This is a genomic window from Egicoccus sp. AB-alg2 (genome assembly GCF_041821065.1).
In the GTDB taxonomy this organism is placed as follows: Bacteria; Actinomycetota; Nitriliruptoria; order Nitriliruptorales; family Nitriliruptoraceae; genus Egicoccus.
In genome coordinates this window covers 315,227-336,472 of sequence record NZ_JBGUAX010000006.1, presented here as the reverse complement: position 1 = coordinate 336,472, position 21,246 = coordinate 315,227, and the positions used below count along the sequence as shown (strand labels likewise).

Here is a 21,246-nt window from a genome sequence, read left to right as displayed (position 1 = left end):
CCCTCCCGGGCGGCAACCGTCGCGCGGGTCGGCAACCGTCGCGCCTCGCTGTCAGGCGGGGGCGGTCGGCCGCGACCGTCGCGCGTAGGCGCGACCGGGCCACCGGCCTGCGCCCTGCGGGGTCGCCTGGGCGCGGACGCCGTCCGCGGGGCTGCGGGGCTGCGGCACACTGACGCCGTCAGGCGTCGAACAGCCGCAGCTGGGCGCGTCCGGCGATGGGTGCCCAGCTGTGCCTGTGCAGCGGGCACGGGCCGTGCGCCTCCAGCGCGGCGACGTGGTCCGGGGCCGGGTAGCCCTTGTTGGAGGCGAAGCCGTAGGCGGGATAGCCGGGGGACAGTTCCGCCATCAACGCGTCGCGACGGACCTTCGCGACGATCGAGGCCGCCGCGATCGACACCGAGCGGCCGTCACCGCGGACGAGCCGCTCGTTGCGGGTGCCGTAGCCGGCGAGGAAGTCCCAGTTGCCGTCGAGCAGGAGCACGTCCGGGCGCAGCGGCAGCGCCTGGACGGCCCGGCGGGCGGCCCGGCGGCGGGCTTCGCTGAGTCCGAGCCGGTCGATCTCGTCGTTGCCGGCGTGGCCGACGCCGATGCCCAGCGCGACCTGCTCGACCCGCGTGGCCAGCCGCTCGCGCTCGCCCGGCGCCAACACCTTGGAGTCGCGCAGCTTGTAGATGCGCCGGTCCCGGGGGAGCACGACCGCGGCGTAGGTCACCGGCCCGGCCCAGGCGCCGCAGCCCACCTCGTCGACCCCGGCCACCACCGCACCGGCGTCCCAGTGCGGGCGTTCGTGGCGGACGCCCGGGACGGGGATCCGTCGCTTGCGCCGTGTGGGTGCCGGCGCAGGCGGCAGGTCGGCGGGGGCGGTGGTCGTGGACACGGCCGGACCGTATCGGACCCGCCCGTCGGGGCCGCAGCGGGCCCGTCCACGGCGCGCGCCGCGGGCACCCCGGGTCGGGCGGTGCACGGCCGGTACGCTTCGCGATTGGACCGGGCCCTCGGCCCCGGTGTGTCCCCACCCAGGGAGTCCACGATGAACCCCGACGACCTCGACGCGTACGAGACCGACCTCGAGCTGTCGCTCTACCGCGAGTACCGCGACGTCGTCCGCATGTTCCGCTACGTCGTGGAGACCGAGCGCCGGTTCTATCTGTGCAACGAGGTCGAGGTCGTGCCGCACGAGGGCAAGGACCTGTGGTTCGAGCTGCGGCTGAGCGACGCCTGGGTGTGGGACATGTACCGGCCGGCGCGGTTCATCAAGCAGGTGCGCGTGCTCACCTTCCGCGACGTCAACGTCGAGGAACTCGTCCACGACGACCACGACGTGCCCGCCTTCGAGTGACCGGGAGCCGCTGACCATGGGGTTCAACGCCACCCGCCGCTACCGCGACGACAAGCGCAACGACGTCTGGCTGCTCGTCGCCGCCGGTGTCCTCGTCGGCGCGGCCCTGCTCTGGGCCTTCGGCATCTTCTGATCCCGGCCCCCGCCGCCGGGTCCGCGTCCGTACCCGCATACCGGGCCGTGCGCAGCGGTTGTCCCCAGGGCCGGACGAACTCGTCGGCGGGGTGAGGCGCCCGCGCCCGTAGCGTCCGGGGCATGGACAGCAACGGGCACTGCACACGACCCCTGCCGCGCACCGCCCTGTCGGGCGGGACCCGGGCGCTGGGTCGGCTGGGCGAGGACCTGGCCGCCCACCACCTGCGCGCCGACGACGATCTCGAGGTGATCGCGCGCAACTGGCGCCTGGCCGAGGGCGAGCTGCGTGGTGAGCTCGACCTCGTCGCGGTCGACCACCGCACCGGCACGGTCGTCATCTGTGAGGTGAAGACGCGTCGTGACGCGCACCGGTTCGGTGGCGCTGCAGGCCGTCTCGCCGACCAAGCGGGCGAAGCTCCGCGCGCTCGCCGGCGCGTTCCTCGGACGGGCCGGGCTCGGGCTGCCACACGCCCGTCTGGACCTCGTCGCGATCGACCTCGGCCGCGCACCGGTGCTCCACCACGTGCAGGACGCGCTGTGAGCGGCCCCCACGGTGTCCTCGCCGTCGCGCACGGGCTCGCCCTGGTCGGGTTGCAGGCCCGGACCGTCCGGGTGGAGTGCGCGCTCGCGCCCGGCATCCCGGGCTTCCGCCTCGTCGGCCTGCCCGACACCGCGGTGCGGGAGGCCGGCGACCGGGTCCGCACCGCGTTCGCGCGCAGCCGCCTGCGCTGGCCGCAGGAACGCATCGTCGTCAACCTCGCCCCGGCCGACCTGCCGAAGTTCGGCAGCGGCTTCGACCTGCCCATCGCCGCAGCGGTGCTGGTCGCCACCCGGCAGGTGCCGGCGGAGGCGCTGGCCGGCGTGTGGCTGTTCGGTGAGCTCGGCCTCGACGGCAGCGTCCGGGCGGTCCCGGGCGTGCTGCCGGCCGCCGAGGGAGCACGCGCTGCGGGAGCCTCGCTGCTGCTGGTCGGTGAGACGGCGGCGCCCGAGGCAGCCCTGGTCGACGGGTTGCGCGTGGCGCCGGTCGCCGACCTCGCCGAACTGCGGGCCGTGCTGGCCGGCGAGCAGCCGCTGCGGGACGCTCAGCCGGCGCCGGCTGCCCCGCCCGGCGACGGACCCGACCTCGTCGACGTGCGCGGGCAGGCCGTGGCCAGACGTGCGATCGAGTTGGCCGCCGCCGGTGGCCACCACCTGCTGCTGGCCGGCCCGCCGGGGTGCGGCAAGACCATGCTCGCGCGCCGGCTGCATCGCCTGCTGCCGCCATTGGCGGTGCCGGCGGCGCTCGAGGTCGCGGCGATCGCCTCGCTGGCGGGGGAGCGGGCGGCCGACGCGCCGTTGTCACTGGAACCGCCGCTGCGCGAACCGCACCACTCGGTGTCGGCCGCCGGCCTCATCGGCGGCGGCAGCGGCATCCCGCGACCCGGCGAGCTCTCGCTCGCCCACCACGGCCTGCTGCTCCTCGACGAGCTGCTGGAGACGCCGCGCTGGGTGCTCGACGCGCTGCGTCAGCCGCTCGAGCGCGGTGAGGTCGTCATCACGCGGGCGCGGGCCGCCGTGCGCTACCCGGCCGCCGTGCTGCTGGTCGCCGCCACCAACCCGTGCCCGTGCGGGCACCTGGGCAGCCCCGTGCGGGCCTGCACGTGCCGGCCCGACCGCATCGAGCGCTACCGGGCACGCCTGTCGGGCCCGCTCCTCGACCGGCTCGACCTGCAGGTCGAGGTCCGCCCGGTCGAGCGCGAGCAGCTCTCGGGACCGGCGGACGGCGAGGACACCGCCACGGTCGCCGCCCGCGTGGTCGCCGCCCGGCAGGTGGCGGCCGAGCGGTGGGGCGAAGCGATCGTCAACCGCGACGCGCCGGTCGCCGCACTGCGCTCGAGCTGCCGGCCGGCGGCGCTGCGCACGCTCGCCCGCACGATCGAGGAGCTCGGGCTGTCCGCGCGCAGCTTCGACCGCTCGCTGCGGGTCGCGCGCACCATCGCCGACGTCGACGGTGCCGACACGGTCGACGTCGACCACGTCGAGGAGGCCGTCGCCTACCGGCTGGCCGATCCGGTGGCCGTCTGATGGCTGCCCACGGGGACGCGGCCCGCACCGTGGCCGGTGTGGCCGCCGACGGCACCGACCCCCGCCACCTGCTCGCCGTCCTGGCGTGGACCGTCCGGCCGCGACACACCACCGACGGCCTGCGGCGCCGCTGCCGCGAAGACGGGATCTCGCTGACCGACGGCGACGCCCCGGCGGCCCTGGCGGCCGCGGCCGGCCAGCCGCGGGCCGACCTGCTGGCGCCGGCCGCGGAGATCGCGGCGACCTGGCGGCGGCTCGGCGTCCGGGTGGCGCTGGTCGGCGACCCGGGCTACCCACCGCGGCTCGCCGCGGGTTGGCCGCACCTGGACGCCCCGACCCTGCTCGCCTGGCGAGGCACCCCACCGGTGGACCAGCCGGCCGTGGGCGTGGTCGGTGCGCGGCGCGCCACCGGCTATGGGCAGGGTGTCGCGGCCTGGCTGGCGGAGTCGGTCGCCCGCGCCGGCGCGCGCGTGGTGTCGGGCGGCGCCCATGGCGTCGACGCCGCCGCGCACGAGGCGTCGCTCGAGGAGCCGGGCGGTACCACCGTCGTGCTCGGCTGCGGTCACGCCGTCGGCTACCCCCGCGACCACGCCCGCGAGGATGGCCTGTTCGACCGGGTCGTCGCGCACGGCGGCACGCTCGTCAGCGAACTGCTGCCGTTCCAGCCCGTGCACCCGGGCACGGTGCGGGCGCGCAACCGCATCGTGGCCGGCCTGGCCGACGTCGTGGTCGTCGTCGAGGGACGCGAGGGCTCCGGCGCGCTGCTGACCGCCAGCGCCGCGGCCGACCGCGGCCGGACCGTGCTGGCGGTACCGGGGGACGTGCGCGCACCGGGCTCGACGGCGCCGCACCAGCTGCTGGCCGAAGGTGCCGCGCCGTGCACCAGCCCGGCGGACGTGCTGCGCGCACTCGGCGGCGCGCCCGCGGCGACGCCGGCCGACGCCGATACGGACGCGGCGCCGGAAGCCGTCTCGCCGCTGCCCGCCGACGCCCACCGGGTGCTGGCCGAGTCCTGGCCGCGGCCGGTCCGCACCGACGACCTGGCTCGGCTCGCGGATCTGCCGCCGGGACGCCTGCTCGCCGCGCTCACCCGCGCTCGCGTCGCCGGTGTCGTGGCGGAGTCCGCCGAAGGCGTCCGCCTGCGCCGCCCACCCCGCTGACCCACGGCCGCCGCGGGGCGATGCGCGCACCCGGAGCGGCGGCGGGTGCTCGCTTCCGTGTCCGGCGCCGGTCAGGATGGGCACCCCGCGCATCACCGCTAGAGGTCATGCGGGCACCGACCGATGGGAGAGGTGGTCGCCCGCGCCCTCGAACGCCGCGGCGACGTGCCCTGGACAAGGAAGCCGCATGCCGCGTCGATCCCGCCTGCTGCTCGGCGTCCTGGCCGCCCTGGTCGGTCTCACCGTCCTCGCGCCGGCCGCGCACGCGCAGACGCCGGCCTACGACGCGGTGGTGGACCTCACCTTCCCCGTCGACGGGCCGGTGACGTTCACGGACGACTACCACGCCCCGCGTGGCGGCGGCACCCGGGTGCACAAGGCCACCGACCTCGGCGGCGCCAAGGCCTACGGCCTGCCCGTGCACGCCGCCGTCGGCGGAACCGTCACGTTCCTGACCGGCCTGAACGGCGCCGCACCCCATGCGACCGCCGGCTACATGATCACGATCGCCGGCGACGACGGCCGCCGCTACAACTACATCCACCTCGGCCGGCAAGACGGCCCACCCGCGGAGGCCTATGCGCCCGGCCTGGCGGTGCGTCAGCGGGTGGAGCGTGGCCAGCACATCGGCTACCTCGGCCATTCGGGCAACGCCTCGCCGAGCTGGCCCCACCTGCACTTCGAGATCGAGGACGGCCGGGTCGTCGACCCCTACGGCACCCACCGTATGAACCCCTACCGCAGCCTGCTCGACGCCCAGCGGCGCGGAGACCTGCCGGCCACGCGTCGCCGGTTCCTCGACGTGGCTCCGACCGACACCCACTACCAGGCGATCCTGTGGCTCGCCGACACCGGCATCACCAAGGGGTGCCGGACGCAACGCTTCTGCCCGAACGCCTCCGTGACGCGGGCCCAGACCGCCTCGTTCCTCGCCCGCGCCCTGGAACTGCCGCCCACGAACGCGACCCCGTTCCTCGACGTGCCCGCGGACCACGAGCACGCCACGGCCATCGCCCAGGTCCACGCGGCCGGGATCGCCCGCGGCAGCACGGACGGACGGTTCCGCCCCGAACAGTCCGTCAACCGGGCCCAGATGGCGTCGTTCATCGCCGCCGCCCGCGGCCTGACGCCCACGTCCACCACGCTGCCGTTCTCCGACCTCGACCCGGCCGACGTCCACACCCCCGCGATCGTGGCGCTGCACGAGGCCGGGATCGTGTTCGGCAACACGAGTGGCACCTACCAGCCGACCCAAGCCGTCACCCGCGCCCAGATGGCGAGCTTCCTCGAACGGGCGTTCGCCGCCTCGAGCTGACACCGGCTTGGTCGGATGACCGTCACACCGCACCCAGGTGCTTGACAGTACGTGGCCCCGTCACCACGCTTCGCGCGATGGCCACCCGTCGCAGCAGCCGCGAGCCGGCACCCGTCTCCGATGACGCCGGTGACGAGGCCGGCGCCCTCTCGCCGGCCTGGTCCGCCGCGGTCGAACACCTCGTCGAGCACCTGGAACTGGAACGGGGCCGCGGCGAGCACACCGTGTCCGCCTACCGCCGCGACGCGACGGACCTCGCGCGCACCTGCACCGCCTGGGGGATCGACCACCCTGGCGAGGTCGAACTGCTGACGCTGCGGCGCTACCTCGCCACGCTGTCCGAGCGCGGCTACGCGCGCTCCACCATCGCACGACGCTCCAGCGTGGTCCGCAGCCTGTTCGCCTTCCTGAAGCGGCGCGGCGTCGTGGCGCGTGATCCGGCCGCGCTGCTCGCCTCACCGAAGCAGGGCCGGCACCTGCCACGCGTGCTGCGTGTCGACGAGGTCGAGCGACTGCTCGCGGGCCCGGATCCCGACACGCCGGTGGGCCGTCGCGACCGCGCCCTGCTCGAACTGCTCTACGCCAGTGGCGCGCGCGTGGGGGAGGTGTGTGGGCTGGACGTCGGCCACGTCGACCTCGCGCAGGGGCAGGTCCGTCTGCTCGGCAAGGGCGCCAAGGAGCGGATCGCGCCGCTCGGCGAACCGGCCGTCGACGCGGTGCAGGCGTACCTCGAAGGCGCGCGGGCGGCGCTGCTGGACGGCGCCGCGGCGCAGGACGCCCTGTTCGTGAACACCCGCGGTGGGCGGCTGGGCACCCGCGATGCACGGACGGTGGTGCAGCACGCCGGGGTGGCGGCGGGGGTGGGGCACGTCACGCCGCACACGCTGCGTCACTCGTTCGCGACCCATCTGCTGGAGAGCGGCGCGGACGTGCGGGTCGTGCAGGAACTGCTCGGGCACGCCTCGCTCGCGACGACCCAGCGCTACACGCACCTGTCCCGGGGCCGCCTCCGAGAGGTCCACGCGCTCGCGCACCCGCGTGCTCGTGGCGCCCGCACGGGGGCCCGAGACGACTAGCATGGGCGGCCAGCCGGGGAGGGCCCGCACGATGGGGACGGAGCGTGGGGCGGACCGTGACGTCGCGCTGCTGTGGGAGCGCTACCGCGACACGCGGTCGGCGGCGGTACGCGAACGGCTGATCCTGCACTACTCGCCGCTGGTGAAGTACGTCGCCGGCCGGGTCGCGGTCGGCATGCCGGCCAGCGTGGATCACGCCGACCTCGTGTCGTACGGGATCTTCGGTCTGCTCGACGCCATCGAGAAGTACGACGTCGACAAGGGCTTCAAGTTCGAGACGTACGCCATCACGCGGATCCGCGGGGCGATCATCGACGAGCTGCGCTCGGTCGACTGGGTCCCGCGGTCGGTCCGCTCGAAGGCCCGGCGCCTCGAGACCGCCATGCACAAGCTCGAGTCGCAGCTGCACCGCAGCCCCACGGAGGAGGAACTAGCCGCCGAGCTGGCGATCACGGTCCAGGAGCTCCAGGAGACGCTGCAGAAGGTCTCGTTGACGTCGGTCGCGGCCCTCGACGAGGTCCTCGACGTGGGCGAAGGCGACCGCATCTCTCTCGTCGACACGCTGCAGGACCTGTCGACCCCGCAGCCCGAGGCGTCCTACGAGGACGCGGAGACCAAGCAGCTGCTTCGGCAGGCCATCACCCGGCTGAGCGAACGCGAGCAGACCGTGCTCGGCCTGTACTACTTCGAGGGCATGACGCTCGCGCAGGTCGGCGACGTGCTCGGCGTCACGGAGTCACGCATCTGCCAGATCCACACGAAGGCCGTGCTGTCGCTGCGGACGAAGCTGCTCGAGCGCACGCACGGCTGATCCGGCCGCGCCCCGTTCCACAGGCGGCAGCCACGCCACGGCCGACGTGAGCCGCCGCGACGCTACGGTGCCGGGCGTCGTTGACCCGTGGGGGCGGGAAGCGGAACCACGCGCATGTCCGCTCGCGTCGTTGGCGCGCCCGCAGCGGCCGGCCCGGTCGTGGCGCTCGTCCTGGTCCTGCTCCTCGGCGTGGCCGCGGCCGAGGGCGTGGCCGCCCCGCACCGTCCGCCCGTGGACCTCGAGGTACTGCGCGGGTTCGAGCCGCCCGGCCACGCCTTCGGGCCCGGCCATCGCGGCGTCGACCTGCGCGCGGCACCGGGCACCCCGGTCCGGGCATCCGCGGCCGGCGTCGTGGCCCATGCCGGACCGGTCGCAGGCGTCGTGTGGGTCAGCCTCGACCACGCGGGTGGTCTGACGACTTCGTACGGGCCGCTGCGCGAGCTGGCGGTCACGGCGGGGGAGCGGGTGGCGGCGGGCCAGGTGCTGGGGGCCGTGGCCGCCGGCGGGCACGGCGACGGCGGCACCGATCGGGGCCTGCACTGGGGCGCCCGGCGTGACGGTGTCTACATCGACCCGCTCACCCTGCTCGGGCCCGACCGGGTCCCCTCGCTGGTCGGTGCCGGCGGCTGGGCGCCGACCGATCTCGCCGTCGACCCGTACGAACCCTGGGCCGGTGCCCGGCTGGGCGGCATCGGCGTGCACGGCAGTCCGGTGGCGGACCGGCCGGGATGGGCGCTGCCACCGAACATGCACCACCTCGTCCTCGTGGGCGGCCTGAACTCCGCCGGGAACAGCCGCCTGCTCGATCCCGAGCACCTCGGCTACCCGCCCGACAGCGCCAGCCGGTTCTCGTACGCCGGCCTCGACCCCGACGGCAACCCACGCACGTACGGCCCGGCCGACACGTGGGAGGGCATCGACGCCGCCGCCCGCCGCCTGGCCGAGCAGTTGCGCGAGCAGCAGCGCCGCCAGCCCTTCCGGCCCGTGGACCTGGTGGGGCACTCGCAGGGCGGCGTCGTGATCCTGCACTACCTCACCCACTACCACGACGCCTACGACCCGTCACTGCCCGGCATCGGCAACGTCGTCACCATCGCCTCGCCGCATCGCGGCTCGGCGCTCGCGAACCTGGGCGCCTCCGCGCGTGACCACCATCTGGCCGGCTACGGCGTGGCCGGGGCCGCCGCGGTGATCGACCGTGACGGCGACACGTGGGCGGGGATGTTCGACCGCTCCGTGGACGAACTCGCCACCCGTTCACCGCAACTGGAGCAACTGGCGGCGCGGTGGCAGCAGACGGTCGACGCCGCAACCGCCGGCCCGCTGGCGGCCGGGACCAGGCTGTTGACCGTGGGGGGCACGCGTGACTACGTCGTCACCCCCGACCGCGCGCAGCTGCCGGCGTCGGCGGCGTCCGACGACGTCGTGGCCGATCACCGTCTGCTGCCGGGCGGGCACGACGCCGTCCTGCACACCGAAGCGATGCGCCAGGTCGTGTACGGCTTCCTCGCCGGCGAGGACGTCCCGGACAGTCCCGGCCGGCTCGCCCACGAGCTGTGGACCATCGGTGGCAAGACCCTCGACGAGGCGGCGCTGCTGACCGACCTCCACGACCTCGCCAACCTGCCGAGGCAGGCGCTTCGGCTGCGCCGCACGCCGCCGACGGTCCCGGCCCGGTAGACGACCCGGCCGGACAGCGGGTACCCTCCCGTCCGTGCGGGTCCTCCTCGCGGTGGATCCGCACGTCTGTTGTTCCCACATCACACACGCTCGCTGACGGGCGGCCCCGGTGCTCCAGGTACGTCCTGGGGTGGGTCGGACCCTCGTCGCCGGTCGCGCCCACGCGCGACGTCGGCCCCGGAGGACGCGAGCGGAGGCCGAACCGAACCCAGAGAGGAATCATTCGTGGCCGTCGTCACCATGCGCCAGCTGCTCGAGGCTGGTGTCCACTTCGGACACCAGACCCGGCGCTGGAACCCCAAGATGCGTCGCTTCATCTACGGCGAGCGCAACGGCATCTACGTCATCGACCTGCGCCAGACCGTCGGGTACATCGAGCGTGCCTACACCTTCACGCGCGACCTCGTCGCCAAGGGTGGCACCGTGATGTTCGTGGGCACCAAGAAGCAGGCCCAGGAAACCATCGAGTGGCAGGCCAACCGCGTCGGCATGCCCTACGTCACGGAACGTTGGATGGGCGGCATGCTCACCAACTTCCAGACCATCAAGGGCCGTATCGCGCGCCTGAAGGAGCTCGAGGCCATGGAGGCCTCCGGCACCTTCGAACTGCTGCCCAAGAAGGAGGTCCTGCAGCTCAACCGTGAGCACGAGAAGCTGCAGACCACCCTCGGCGGCATCCGCGAGATGGGCAAGCTGCCCGACGCCGTCTGGGTCGTCGACACCGTCATCGAGGAGATCGCGGTCAAGGAGGCCAACCGCCTCAAGATCCCGGTGATCGGCATCCTCGACACCAACTGCGACCCCGACCTCGTCCAGTACCCGATCCCGGGCAACGACGACGCGATCCGCAGCTCGGCGCTGCTGACCCGCATCATCGCCGACGCGTGCGCCGACGGGCTGCTGCTGCGTGCGTCCCGCTCGCCGGACGAGGAGCTGCGCGTCCAGGCCATGCAGGCGGCCGCATCCGCCGGCGGTGGCCTCGACGTCTCCGAGCCCAAGGCCGAGTGGGAGATCGAGCTCGAGCGCCAGCAGGCCCAGGAGCAGGCCAGCAAGGCCAGCGCCAGCGACGCCGCCGAGGCCGCGCCCGCCGAGGCCGCGCCCGCCGAGGCCGCGCCGGCCGAGGCCGCGCCCGCGGAGGCGGCACCCGCCGAGGCTGCGCCGGCCGACGAGTCCGGCCAGGCCTGAGCGCCACGACGTGCCGGCGACGGCCGCCCCACCGGGCGGCCGCGCCGGCCCGTCGCGCCCCACCTCACCCACCCGGGTCCGCCCCTGCCGGGCGTGACCACCGACGGACCACCAGGAGGAACACCCGTGGCCGTGACCGCTGCTGACGTCAAGAAGCTGCGCGAGCTGACCAACGCGCCGATGATGGCCTGCAAGAAGGCCCTCGACGACGCCGACGGCGACTTCGACAAGGCCGCCGAGCTGGTGCGTGAGCGCACCGGCGCCAAGATGGACGCCCGCGCCGCCGAGCGCACCGCGTCCGAGGGCTTCGTGCACGCCTACCTGCACACCCCGACGCCGGGCATGCCGCCCAAGGTCGGCGTCCTGCTCCAGCTCTCGTGCGAGACCGACTTCGTCGCGAAGAACGAGCAGTTCCAGAAGCTCGCCAAGGACCTCGCGATGCACATCGCGGCGACCAAGCCGCTGGTGGTCCGCGAGGACCAGGTGGACCCCGCGCTCCTGGAGAAGGAGAAGGAGTTCGCCCGCAAGGAGGCCCTGGACCAGGGCAAGCCGGAGAACATCGTCGACAAGATCGTCGAGGGCAAGGTCCGCAAGGTCTACGAGGACTGGGTCCTGCTCAACCAGCCGTTCGTCCTGGACCCCGACAAGACCGTCCAGCAGAAGATCGTCGACGTGCAGGGCATCCTCGGCGAGAAGATCGAGGTCGCCCGCTTCGTCCGCTACGAAGTCGGCGCCTGACGCTGCGCGGCGCCTGACCGACGAGGCTCCAGAACGCCCCCGGCTCCCGCGCCGGGGGCGTTCTCGTCGTGCGTTCCGGGCGTCGGCCGACGGCGTGTCGACGCGAGCCCGGCGACATCGCGCGCCGATGGGGGCGGCCACCCGGCGCTCGCTAGGCTGCGCTCCCGGCCCGCCCAGCCGACCGGGAGCCATTCGTGACGAACCGCACCCCCTTCCGACGCGTGCTCCTGAAACTCTCCGGGGAGGCCTTCTCCGACCCGGAGGTCAAGGGCGGCATCGACCCCTCGATCGTCCGGCAGGTCGCCCGCGAGATCGCGGAACTGCAGGCCTCGGACGGCACCGAGGTCGGCGTCGTCGTCGGCGGCGGCAACATCTTCCGGGGCAACTCGCCGGGCGCCACGGGCATGGACCGCTCCTCGGCCGACCACATGGGGATGCTGGCGACCGTCATCAACGCCCTCGCACTCCAGGACGCCCTGGAGAAGGCCGGCGTGGAGACGCGGGTGCAGACCGCGATCGCCATGCAGGAGCTGGCCGAGCCCTACATCCGCCGGCGCGCCATGCGGCACCTGGAGAAGGGACGCGTGGTGATCTTCGCCGCCGGGCTCGGCGCGCCGTACTTCACCACCGACACCACGGCGGCCCAGCGGGCACTGGAGATCGACGCCGACGCCATCCTGAAGGGCACCCAGGTCGACGGCGTCTACGACCGCGACCCCAAGGTCGACCCGTCGGCGACCCGCTACGACGAGATCGACTTCCTGTCGGTGCTCAACCAGGGCCTGAAGGTCATGGACGCCACCGCGATCTCGCTCTGCATGGACAACGGCCTGCCGATCGTGGTCTTCGAGCTGCTGCGCGAAGGCAACATCCGCCGCGTCGTCCGTGGCGAGCCCGTCGGCACGCTCGTCACCGCGGAGAAGAGCCTCGCCGACTGACGCGCGGCGGCCACCCCGGCCGTTACCGTCACCACACCTACGCTTGTCACGGGCACCAGCCCGTTCGAAAACGAGGGAGCACCCATGAGTCTCGACGACGTCGTCGCGGACGCCCAGCACCGGATGGACCAGGCCGTGGAGAAGGTCGGCCAGGACTTCGGCGCCATCCGCACCGGCCGCGCCAACCCTCAGCTGCTCAACCGCATCACCGTCGACTACTACGGCGCGCCGACGCCGCTGCAGCAGCTGGCCAACTTCTCCGTGCCCGAGCCGCGCATCCTGCTCGTCAACCCGTTCGACAAGGGCTCGGTCAACCAGATCGAGAAGGCCATCCGCGAGTCGGACCTCGGCCTCAACCCGTCCACGGACGGCGGCACGATCCGCTGCGTCTTCCCGGAGCTGACCGAGGAGCGCCGCAAGGACTTCATCCGCCTCGCCAAGCAGGCCGCCGAGGACGGCAAGGTCGCCGTCCGCAACGTCCGCCGCAACGCCCGCGACCAGATGCAGAAGCTCGAGGACGACGGCGAGGTCGGCAAGGACGAGCACGACCGCTACACCAAGCAGCTCGAGGAGTTGACCGCCAAGCACGTCGCGCGGATCGACAAGCTGCTCGAGCAGAAGGAGAAGGACCTCCTCGAGGTCTGAGGTCGTGTCCGACGCCACCGAGCCGACCCCCGAGGGCACCCCGGCACCGGCGCCCGCGGACGGGCGCCGGATGGTCGGCGGCCGCAACCTGCCGCTCGCCATCGGCGTGGGCGTCGTCCTCGCGGGACTGTTCGTCGGCTCGCTGCTGTGGCACCCGATGGCGTTCGCGGCGGTCGTCGCCGGACTGACCGTGATCGCCTACTTCGAGGCCGGCCGGGTGCTGCGCACCGTCGACCTGCACCTCGAGGTCGCCGTCGCGATCGTGGCCACCCTGGTGATGCTCTTCGGCGCCTACCAGGCCGGTCACGCGGGCCAGGCCGTGGGCGTCGCCGTGCTCCTGCTCGGTGGGATCCTCTCCCAGCTCAGCGACTCACGTCGCCTCGACGTGGTCCGAACCCTCTCCGTCACCGCCCTGTTCGGGCTGTGGGTCGGATTCCTGGCCTCGTTCGCCGTCCTGCTGGTGAACCGCCCCTCGCAGGGGGCGTTGGTCGTGTTCGCGGTGGTGGCCGCCGCCATCTTCACCGACGTCGGCGGCTACGCGTTCGGCGTCGCGATCGGACGGCACAAGATCGCCCCGTCGGTCAGCCCGAACAAGACCTGGGAGGGCTTCCTCGGCGGTGTCCTGACCGCCGTCGTGCTGCTGGCGCTGCTGCTGCCCCGCTTCGGAGAGCTGTTCACGCCCGCCACCGCCGCCGTGCTCGGCGCGGCCTGCGGCGTCGCGTCCTTCGTCGGCGACCTCGCCGAATCCATGTTCAAGCGCGACCTCGGCGTCAAGGACCTCGGCGACGTCCTCCCGGGACACGGCGGCGTGCTCGACCGGGTCGACGGCATCCTGCTCGCCCTGCCGGTCGGCTACTACGTCGTCGAACTGCTGGTCTGAGTTCTTCTGCGGCCGGTTCCTCGACGCCGGGCGTGCGGGGCTTCTCGCGTTGTCCGGCACGAACCGTCACCGGCCGCGCGTTGTCGCGCTGGGCGTTCGGGAGCCTGTAGCTCGCCGCGGCCCCGTACCGTCACCGGCCGCCGGGCTGTCGTACCCTTCCAGGTCAGCCGCCCGCCGTCCTCACCCCATCGCCCGAGGTCTCGTCGTGTCCCAGTCCGCCACCGCGGTCGACCCCTACGCGCTCAGCCGCGACGAGCTGACCGCGTTGCTGGCAGACCTCGGCCAGCCGCGGTACCGGACCGACCAGCTGCACGCCTGGCTGGTCCGCGGCGTCGACGACCCGGCGGAGATGACCGACCTGCCCGTCGCGCTGCGCGAACGGCTGACCGAACGGTTCGCGCCGGCACGCCCGGAGCTGGTGGCCCACACGGTCGCCGACGACGGGCACACCCACAAGCTGCTGCTGCGCTATCCGGACGGCGAGGCGATCGAGACCGTCCTGATGCTCTACCCGCGACGCGCCACGGTGTGCATCTCGACCCAGGCCGGCTGCGCGATGGGCTGCCCGTTCTGCGCCACCGGCCAGGCCGGCTTCCGCCGCCAGCTGACCGCGGGGGAGGTCGTGCGTCAGGTCGTCGTCGCCGACGCCGCCCTGCGCAGCGGTGGCATCGGCGAACAGGACCTGCCCGAGGGTGCGCCCGACCACGTCACCAACGTCGTGTTCATGGGCATGGGCGAGCCGCTGGCGAACCTGCCGGCGACCCTGGCGACGGTCCGTTGGCTGCACGACCCGGACGGCTTCGACCTGTCCGCGCGGGGCATCACCGTCTCCACCGTCGGCCTCGTCCCCGGCATCCGCAAGCTCGCCGACCTCGGCCTGCCGCTCACCCTCGCGGTCAGCCTGCACGCCGCTACCGACGACCTGCGCGACGAGCTGGTGCCGATCAACGTCAGCCACCCGCTGGCCGAGCTCGAGGCCGTGGTGCGCGAGTACCGACAGCGCACCAATCGGCGTGTGTCCATCGAGTGGTGCCTGATCGGCGAGGTCAACGACGACGACCGCCAGGCCGACGAGCTGGCCCGCATCGCCCGCCGCCTGCGTGCCCACGTCAACGTCATCCCGATGAACCCGACCCCGGGTGTGCGTTGGAAGGAACCCTCGGCCCGCCGCACGAAGCACTTCGTCGAGCGCGTCCGTCGGGCCGGCGTGGAGATCACCCTGCGTGACACCCGCGGTCGCGACGCGGACGCCGCCTGTGGGCAGCTGCTGGCCAGCTACACCCTCGGCGCCGGGACGCGGCTGCCGGCCGCCGTCGGCGCGGCCGAGCGGGTGGACCTGCGGCAGCTCGGCGACGGGGACCGGTCATGAGCCGGCGCCGCGTGGTGCTGCTCGGCTCGACCGGCTCCATCGGCACGCAGGCCCTCGAGGTGGTGCGCGCCCATCCCGACCGCTTCGAGGTGGTCGGCCTCGCCGCCGGGCGGGACGCGGCCACGGTGGCGGACCAGGCCCGGGAGTTCGGCGTACGGACCGTCGCGATCGGCGATCCCGCGGCGGGGCACCAGCTCGCCGCCGAACACACCCACCTCGACGTCCTCGACGGACCCGACGGCGTGACGGAGCTGGCGCGACTGGACGCGGACCTGGTCCTCAACGGCATCACCGGCGCCGTCGGCCTCGCGCCGACGCTCGCGGCCCTGGAGACCGGGACCCCGGTCGCGCTCGCCAACAAGGAGAGCCTGATCGTCGGCGGCGACCTGGTCGTGGCCGCCGCCGAGGCCGCCGGCGGCCGCGAGACGCACCTCGTCCCGGTCGACTCGGAGCACTCGGCGTTGGCCCAGTGCCTGCGCGGCGGACGGCGCAGCGAAGTGGGCCGGTTGGTGCTGACCGCCAGCGGCGGACCGTTCCGTGGACGGAGCGCCGCCGAGCTCGCCGACGTGAGCGTCGAGGACGCCCTCGCCCACCCCACGTGGGAGATGGGCCCGGTCGTCACCTGCAACTCCGCGACGCTGATGAACAAGGGGCTGGAGCTCATCGAGGCCCACGAGCTGTTCGACGTGCCCTGGGACCGGCTCGACGTGGTCGTCCACCCGCAGTCCGTGGTGCACTCGATGGTGGAGTTCGTCGACGGTTCCACGCTCGCGCAGCTGTCCCCGCCGGACATGCGCCTGCCGATCCAGCTGGCCATGGCCTGGCCGCAGCGCCTGCCCCACGCGTTCGTCGCCTGCGACTGGACCCGGCTGTCGCAGCTGACCTTCGAGCCGGTCGACCGCTCGACCTTCCGCGCGCTCGACCTCGCCGAGTCCGCCGGACGGCGCCGCGGGACGTGGCCGGCGGTCCTGAACGCGGCCAACGAGGTCGCGGTCGAGGGCTTCTTCGACGGCCGGATCGGGTTCCTCGACATCACCGGCGTCGTGGAGGCCACCCTGGAGGCGTGGGCGGGCCAGAACCCCGGCAACCCGCGCGACCTCTCGGACGTCACATCTGCCGACGCCTGGGCGCGCCGGTACGCGAGCCGTGCCCTGACCGCGCCACGCGCGGTCTCGAAGGGAGAAGTGGTATGAGCGGGGCGACCGCGATCACGGTGTTCGTCGTCAGCATCATCGTGGCGATCATGATCCACGAACTCGGGCACTTCCTGACGGCCCGATGGTTCGGGATGCGCGCCGACCGCTACTTCCTCGGCTTCGGTCCGACCCTGTGGTCGACCCACCGCGGCGAGACGGAGTACGGCGTCAAGGCGCTGCCGCTGGGCGGCTTCGTCCGCATCAAGGGCATGTCCCCGCTCGACGAGCGGCTGCGGCCGGTGCCCGACCAGATCCTGGATCCGGCCGCGGTCGAACGCGACCGCACCCGCGAGGCCGAGTTCGTGCCCGCGGCCGGTGTGCCCGCCGGGCGGGGACTGCCCGAGCGGACCTGGGGGCGGCTGGCCGACGAACTGCGGCGCCGCGGTGCCGGCCGTGACCTGACCGAGCGGATCGTGCACCGCACCCGGGTCAACCTCGGCGAGGACGCCGGCCTCGTGCACGCACGCACGGTGCTCAACGAGGTCATCGCCGGCGAGGTGCCCGACACCGGCCGGCTCGGCGACCTCCACCACCGCATCACCCAGGGCGATCGCGGGCGGTTCTTCGCCGACCGCCCCGCGTGGCAACGGGCGGTGGTGCTCGTGGCCGGCTCGGTGATGCACTTCCTGATCGCGATCGTGGTGCTGCTGGGCATGTTCCTGTTCGTGCCGCAGCCCACCGGGCAGGTCGGCACCACGGTCGACCTGGTCGTCGAGGGACAGCCCGCCGACGTCGGTGGGTTGCAGCCCGGCGACCGCGTCGTGGCGGTCGACGGCGTCCGGTCCGACGACTACGAGGAGTTGCGGGAGGTCATCCGCGGTCGTGCGGAGCAGCCGACCGAGTTCGTCGTCGAGCGCGGCGGCGAGGAGATCACGCTGACGATCACGCCCGCGCAGGCCGTCGACCAGGAGACCGGCGAGACCTTCGGGCAGGTCGGCTTCCTGCCGGCGGAGATCTTCGAGCGCTACTCCGTGAGCCGCGCGATCGAGGAGTCCCTCGTCGGGCCGGCCGGGTTCTTCACCATCTTCGTCGGCTCGATCCTGGCGCTCGGGCGGGTGTTCTCGCCCACCGGGCTGGCGAACCTGTTCTCGCAGGCGTCGGGGACCGAGGAGCGGGCAATGGACGGCGCCGTGTCGCTGGTCGGCGCCGCGTCGCTGGCCGGCCAGTCCGGCGGCACCACCTACGGCCTGCTGACGCTGCTGTTGCTGATCGCGTCGATCAACATCTTCATCGGCATCTTCAACCTCGTGCCGCTGCCACCGCTCGACGGCGGACACCTCGCCGTGCTCGGCATCGAACGGGCGGTGAACGCGGTGCGCCGCGTCCGCGGCAAGGCCCAGGACTTCACGGTCGACCCCCGCGCCGTGGCCGCGGTCGCCATCCCGGTCCTGGCGATCCTCGGCACGGTGTTCGTCGCCCTGCTGTGGCTGGACATCACCAACCCGATCCGTCTGCCGGGCTGAGTCCGCCGCTCCCGCGACGCCTCGTCGGCGCCTCGCCGGCACCTCGCCGCTGGCGGTGTGCCCGGCATCTGGGACACCTCACCGGTCCGAACCTCCGGCGAGGCACCCGGGTACCGTGGTGTCCTCTCGCCCGGCCGTGACGGCCGGCCGGCGCCGTGTGCTGGCGTCGACGTCGTGGTCCACCCCGCACGGAGTCGCTCGTGACCACCCAGTTGCCCATCGTGCCCTCCGGCCCCGCGCCGGCACCGACGCCGTCGGGACCGACGCGCCGGGCGTCGCGCAAGATCCGGCTCGGCCCGCTCGAGGTCGGCGGTGACGCCCCGGTGAGCGTGCAGACCATGACCGTCACGCCGACGCACGAGGCGGACCTCACGCTGCAGGCCATCGCCGCCTGCCAGGCGGCCGGGGCCGACGCCGTGCGTGTGGCGGTACCGCGCCGCGAGGACGCCGAGGCGCTGGCGCGCATCGCCGAGCACGCGCGCATCCCCGTCATCGCCGACATCCACTTCCAGTGGAAGTACGCGGTCATGGCCATCGAGGCCGGCTGCGCCGGCGTGCGCATCAACCCGGGCAACATCAAGAAGCACGACAAGGTCGCCCTGCTGGGTCGGCTGGCGGACGAGGCCGGCGTCGCGATCCGCATCGGCGTCAACGGCGGTTCGCTCGAGGAGAGCGTCCTCGAGGAGTTCGGCGGCCCCACGCCGGAGGCGATGGTCGAGTCCGCCCTGCGCGAGGTGCGCCTGCTCGAGGACGTCGACTTCCACAACACGAAGATCTCCGTCAAGCACTCCGACCCCTGGACCATGATCCAGACCTACCGGCTGCTGGCCGAGCGCTGCGACTACCCGCTGCACCTCGGGGTCACCGAGGCCGGGCCGCTGAAGTCCGGGTCGATCAAGTCCGCCGTCGGCATCGGCGCCCTGCTCGCCGAGGGCATCGGGGACACCATCCGGGTCTCGCTGTCGGCCGACCCGGTCGAAGAGGTCAAGGCCGGGATCGCGATCCTGGAGTCCCTGCACCTACGCGAACGAGGTCTGGACGTCGTGTCCTGCCCCTCGTGCGGTCGCGCCCAGGTCGACGTCTGGACCCTGGCCGAGGACGTCCAGAAGGGCCTCGAGGGCAAGATCGACGTCCCGCTGCGCGTCGCCGTGATGGGCTGCGTCGTCAACGGCCCCGGCGAGGCCCGCGAGGCCGACCTCGGCGTCGCCGCCGGCAACGGCAAGGGCGAGATCATCCAAAAGGGCCAGCGCATTGCGACGGTCCGCGAGGAGGACATCGTCGAGGCGCTGGTCCACTACGCCACCGAGATGGCCGAGGAGATCCGCTCGGAACGGGGGTCGGGAACGCCCAGCGTCGTCTCCTGACGTGCCACGGGACACCGGGGTGGCCGACGAGGCCACCCTGGCACCGGCATGCCCGAGGTGGTACGTTCGACGACCAACCAAAGCGTCGCATCGCGCGGTCGGCCCTCTGCGGGCCGGCCGTCGTCGTGAGACGCCCCGGCGCGCACACCACGTGCGGTCGGTACCACACGAGACCCGCGAGAGGGGGGTGACATGGCCAGGACCGACGACCGGCAGCTGCCGGAGGCGATCCGTGCCCTGGCATCGCCGCTGGCGGAGGAACTCGACGTGGAACTGGTCGACGTCGAGGTCAAGGGTCAGGGCACCCGGCGGCTGGTGCGCCTGGTGGCCGACGCCGACGGTGGCCTGGACGTGGACGTCATCGCCACGCTCTCGCGCCGCGTCGGCACCGCGCTCGACGAGCGGGACCTGATCCCGTCGAGCTACACGCTCGAGGTCACCTCACCGGGCGTGGACCGACCGCTGCGCCGCCCGCGCGACTTCGCCCGCAACGTCGGCCGCGAGGTCCGGGTCGTGCGCACCGAGGGGCTCGGCGAGCTCACCGGGACGGTCGTGGTGGCGGACGAGTCCAGCGTCACGCTGGACGTGGACGGCGACGAGGTCGTCGTCGCCCTCGCCGACGTCGACCACGGCAAGGTGGTCCTGCCGTGGTGAGCGACGCGCGACGGGCACCGACACGTGAGGAGGTAGACGGATGAAGATCGACATCGACGCCCTGCGCCAGATCGAGCGCGAGAAGGGCATCGACTTCCTCACGGTCGTCGAGGCGTTCGAGACCGCGATGGCCTCGGCCTACAAGCGCTCGCACAACGCGACCGCCGACGAGGCCCGCGTCACGGTCGACCGGACGACGGGTGAGGTGACGCTGTACGCCCAGGAACTCGACGACGAGGGCAACATCGTCTCCGAGTGGCGCGAGGAGCCCAGGGACTTCGGGCGCATCGTGGCCCAGACCGCCAAGCAGGTGCTGCTGCAGCGGCTGCGCGAGGCCGAGCGCGAGGTCACCTACGGCGAGTTCGTCGGCCGCGAGGGCGACATCATCTCCGGCCAGATCAGCCAGCAGGGCAACGTCACCCTGATCGAGCTCGGCCGCACCGAGGCGCTGCTGCCCTACGCCGAACAGATCCCCAACGAGCGGCTCGAGCACGGCGCCCACACCCGCGCGGTCGTGATCGAGGTCCGCAAGCAGGCCCGCGGCGCCCAGATCGTCGCCTCGCGGACCCACCCGGCGCTGGTCGTCGGCCTGTTCGCGCTCGAGGTGCCGGAGATCGAGGAAGGCATCGTCGAGATCAAGGGCATCGCCCGCGAGGCCGGGCACCGCACCAAGGTCGCGGTGATGAGCAACGACGCCAACGTCGACGCCGTCGGCGCGTGTGTCGGTCCGGGGGGCCAGCGGGCGCGTGCGGTCCAGAAGGAGCTGCACGCCGACGAGCTCGAGCGCATCGACATCGTGCGCTGGGCCGACGAGCCGGAGGACCTGGTCGCCAACGCGCTGTCGCCGGCCAAGGTCAGCAACGTCTATCTCTACCCGGACGACGGCACGGCCATGGTGATCGTGCCCGACTACCAGCTGTCGCTGGCCATCGGCCGCGAGGGGCAGAACGCCCGGCTCGCGGCCCGCTTGACCGGCTGGCGGATCGACATCAAGTCGGAGACCCAGTTCGCCGAGGAACAGCGTGCGTTCCAGGAGGCGTTCGAGAAGGGGCTCATCGACGAGTACGGCAACCCCCTCTCCGCCGAGGGCGAGGCAGCCATCGAAGCGGCCGTACAAACCGCCGAGGCTGCCCGCCAGACGGCGCTCGAGGAGGGCGAGCAGCCCGGTGCCGCGGGCGACGCCGCGCCGGCAGACGCCGAGGAGGCGGGCGCCTAGCGCCGGGAGGCGTGCGCG

Annotated in this window: 20 protein-coding genes and 1 pseudogene; 20 read left to right on the top strand and 1 reads right to left on the bottom strand. The window is 73.4% G+C overall.

Going from position 1 to position 21,246, the window contains the following annotated elements; translation table 11 throughout:
* Positions 1-178: 178 nt before the first annotated feature.
* On the bottom strand, positions 179-877 hold the full coding sequence (locus ACERM0_RS13825; RefSeq protein ID WP_373679189.1) for a ribonuclease HII: 699 nt from the start codon (positions 875-877) through the stop codon (positions 179-181).
* Positions 878-1,030: 153 nt separating this feature from the next.
* Here ACERM0_RS13825 and ACERM0_RS13820 point away from each other — a divergent pair, with 153 nt between their 5' ends.
* The 20 genes and pseudogenes from ACERM0_RS13820 to nusA all read left to right on the top strand — a co-directional run bounded on the left by ACERM0_RS13820 (position 1,031) and on the right by nusA (position 21,228).
* Positions 1,031-1,339 carry a DUF2469 family protein gene (locus ACERM0_RS13820; RefSeq protein WP_373679188.1) on the top strand — a complete coding sequence of 103 codons (309 nt, stop codon included), beginning with the start codon at positions 1,031-1,033 and terminating at the stop codon, positions 1,337-1,339.
* A 255-nt stretch (positions 1,340-1,594) separates the two neighbouring features.
* A pseudogene (locus tag ACERM0_RS13815) lies at positions 1,595-1,801 on the top strand (hypothetical protein); the annotation flags it as partial.
* A gap of 31 nt (positions 1,802-1,832) precedes the next feature.
* Entirely contained in the window at positions 1,833-2,015 is a 183-nt protein-coding gene (locus ACERM0_RS13810) for a hypothetical protein (RefSeq protein ID WP_373679271.1), read from the top strand.
* Positions 2,012-3,538: a YifB family Mg chelatase-like AAA ATPase gene (locus ACERM0_RS13805; protein WP_373679263.1), complete on the top strand. Its 1,527-nt coding sequence runs from the start codon at positions 2,012-2,014 to the stop codon at positions 3,536-3,538. Before ACERM0_RS13810 ends, ACERM0_RS13805 begins: the two co-directional genes overlap by 4 nt.
* The gene (locus tag ACERM0_RS13800; protein ID WP_373679187.1) at positions 3,538-4,698 is read left to right on the top strand and encodes a DNA-processing protein DprA; all 1,161 of its coding nucleotides are present in this window, start codon (positions 3,538-3,540) and stop codon (positions 4,696-4,698) included. Before ACERM0_RS13805 ends, ACERM0_RS13800 begins: the two co-directional genes overlap by 1 nt.
* Positions 4,699-4,885: 187 nt before the next feature.
* Positions 4,886-6,013, top strand: a complete 1,128-nt coding sequence (locus ACERM0_RS13795; protein WP_373679186.1) for an S-layer homology domain-containing protein — start codon at positions 4,886-4,888, stop codon at positions 6,011-6,013.
* 77 nt (positions 6,014-6,090) lie between these two features.
* A complete protein-coding gene (locus tag ACERM0_RS13790) occupies positions 6,091-7,089 on the top strand; it encodes a site-specific tyrosine recombinase (protein ID WP_373679185.1) in 999 nt (332 codons plus the stop codon).
* Between the two features lie 31 nt (positions 7,090-7,120).
* Positions 7,121-7,900: an RNA polymerase sigma factor WhiG gene (gene whiG / locus ACERM0_RS13785; RefSeq protein ID WP_373679184.1), complete on the top strand. Its 780-nt coding sequence runs from the start codon at positions 7,121-7,123 to the stop codon at positions 7,898-7,900.
* Between the two features lie 114 nt (positions 7,901-8,014).
* A complete protein-coding gene (locus tag ACERM0_RS13780) occupies positions 8,015-9,580 on the top strand; it encodes a peptidoglycan DD-metalloendopeptidase family protein (protein WP_373679183.1) in 1,566 nt (521 codons plus the stop codon).
* A gap of 225 nt (positions 9,581-9,805) precedes the next feature.
* Positions 9,806-10,765, top strand: a complete 960-nt coding sequence (rpsB, locus tag ACERM0_RS13775; RefSeq protein WP_373679182.1) for a 30S ribosomal protein S2 — start codon at positions 9,806-9,808, stop codon at positions 10,763-10,765.
* Positions 10,766-10,891: 126 nt separating this feature from the next.
* Entirely contained in the window at positions 10,892-11,503 is a 612-nt protein-coding gene (locus ACERM0_RS13770) for a translation elongation factor Ts (RefSeq protein WP_373679181.1), read from the top strand.
* A 194-nt stretch (positions 11,504-11,697) separates the two neighbouring features.
* Positions 11,698-12,441 carry a UMP kinase gene (pyrH, locus tag ACERM0_RS13765; RefSeq protein ID WP_373679180.1) on the top strand — a complete coding sequence of 248 codons (744 nt, stop codon included), beginning with the start codon at positions 11,698-11,700 and terminating at the stop codon, positions 12,439-12,441.
* Positions 12,442-12,525: 84 nt separating this feature from the next.
* Positions 12,526-13,086: a ribosome recycling factor gene (gene frr, locus ACERM0_RS13760; RefSeq protein WP_373679179.1), complete on the top strand. Its 561-nt coding sequence runs from the start codon at positions 12,526-12,528 to the stop codon at positions 13,084-13,086.
* A 4-nt stretch (positions 13,087-13,090) separates the two neighbouring features.
* The gene (locus ACERM0_RS13755; protein WP_373679178.1) at positions 13,091-13,966 is read left to right on the top strand and encodes a phosphatidate cytidylyltransferase; all 876 of its coding nucleotides are present in this window, start codon (positions 13,091-13,093) and stop codon (positions 13,964-13,966) included.
* A gap of 205 nt (positions 13,967-14,171) precedes the next feature.
* Positions 14,172-15,335 (top strand): 23S rRNA (adenine(2503)-C(2))-methyltransferase RlmN, encoded by a 1,164-nt coding sequence (gene rlmN, locus ACERM0_RS13750; RefSeq protein WP_373679177.1) that lies wholly within the window; start codon positions 14,172-14,174, stop codon positions 15,333-15,335.
* Positions 15,332-16,528 carry a 1-deoxy-D-xylulose-5-phosphate reductoisomerase gene (dxr, locus tag ACERM0_RS13745; protein ID WP_373679176.1) on the top strand — a complete coding sequence of 399 codons (1,197 nt, stop codon included), beginning with the start codon at positions 15,332-15,334 and terminating at the stop codon, positions 16,526-16,528. Before rlmN ends, dxr begins: the two co-directional genes overlap by 4 nt.
* On the top strand, positions 16,525-17,994 hold the full coding sequence (locus ACERM0_RS13740; RefSeq protein WP_373679175.1) for an RIP metalloprotease: 1,470 nt from the start codon (positions 16,525-16,527) through the stop codon (positions 17,992-17,994). The genes dxr and ACERM0_RS13740 overlap by 4 nt, the downstream gene beginning before the upstream one ends.
* Before the next feature lie 212 nt (positions 17,995-18,206).
* Entirely contained in the window at positions 18,207-19,358 is a 1,152-nt protein-coding gene (ispG, locus tag ACERM0_RS13735; protein WP_373679262.1) for a flavodoxin-dependent (E)-4-hydroxy-3-methylbut-2-enyl-diphosphate synthase, read from the top strand.
* Between the two features lie 192 nt (positions 19,359-19,550).
* On the top strand, positions 19,551-20,012 hold the full coding sequence (gene rimP / locus ACERM0_RS13730; RefSeq protein ID WP_373679174.1) for a ribosome maturation factor RimP: 462 nt from the start codon (positions 19,551-19,553) through the stop codon (positions 20,010-20,012).
* Between the two features lie 40 nt (positions 20,013-20,052).
* Positions 20,053-21,228 carry a transcription termination factor NusA gene (nusA, locus tag ACERM0_RS13725; RefSeq protein WP_373679173.1) on the top strand — a complete coding sequence of 392 codons (1,176 nt, stop codon included), beginning with the start codon at positions 20,053-20,055 and terminating at the stop codon, positions 21,226-21,228.
* Positions 21,229-21,246 lie beyond the last annotated feature (18 nt).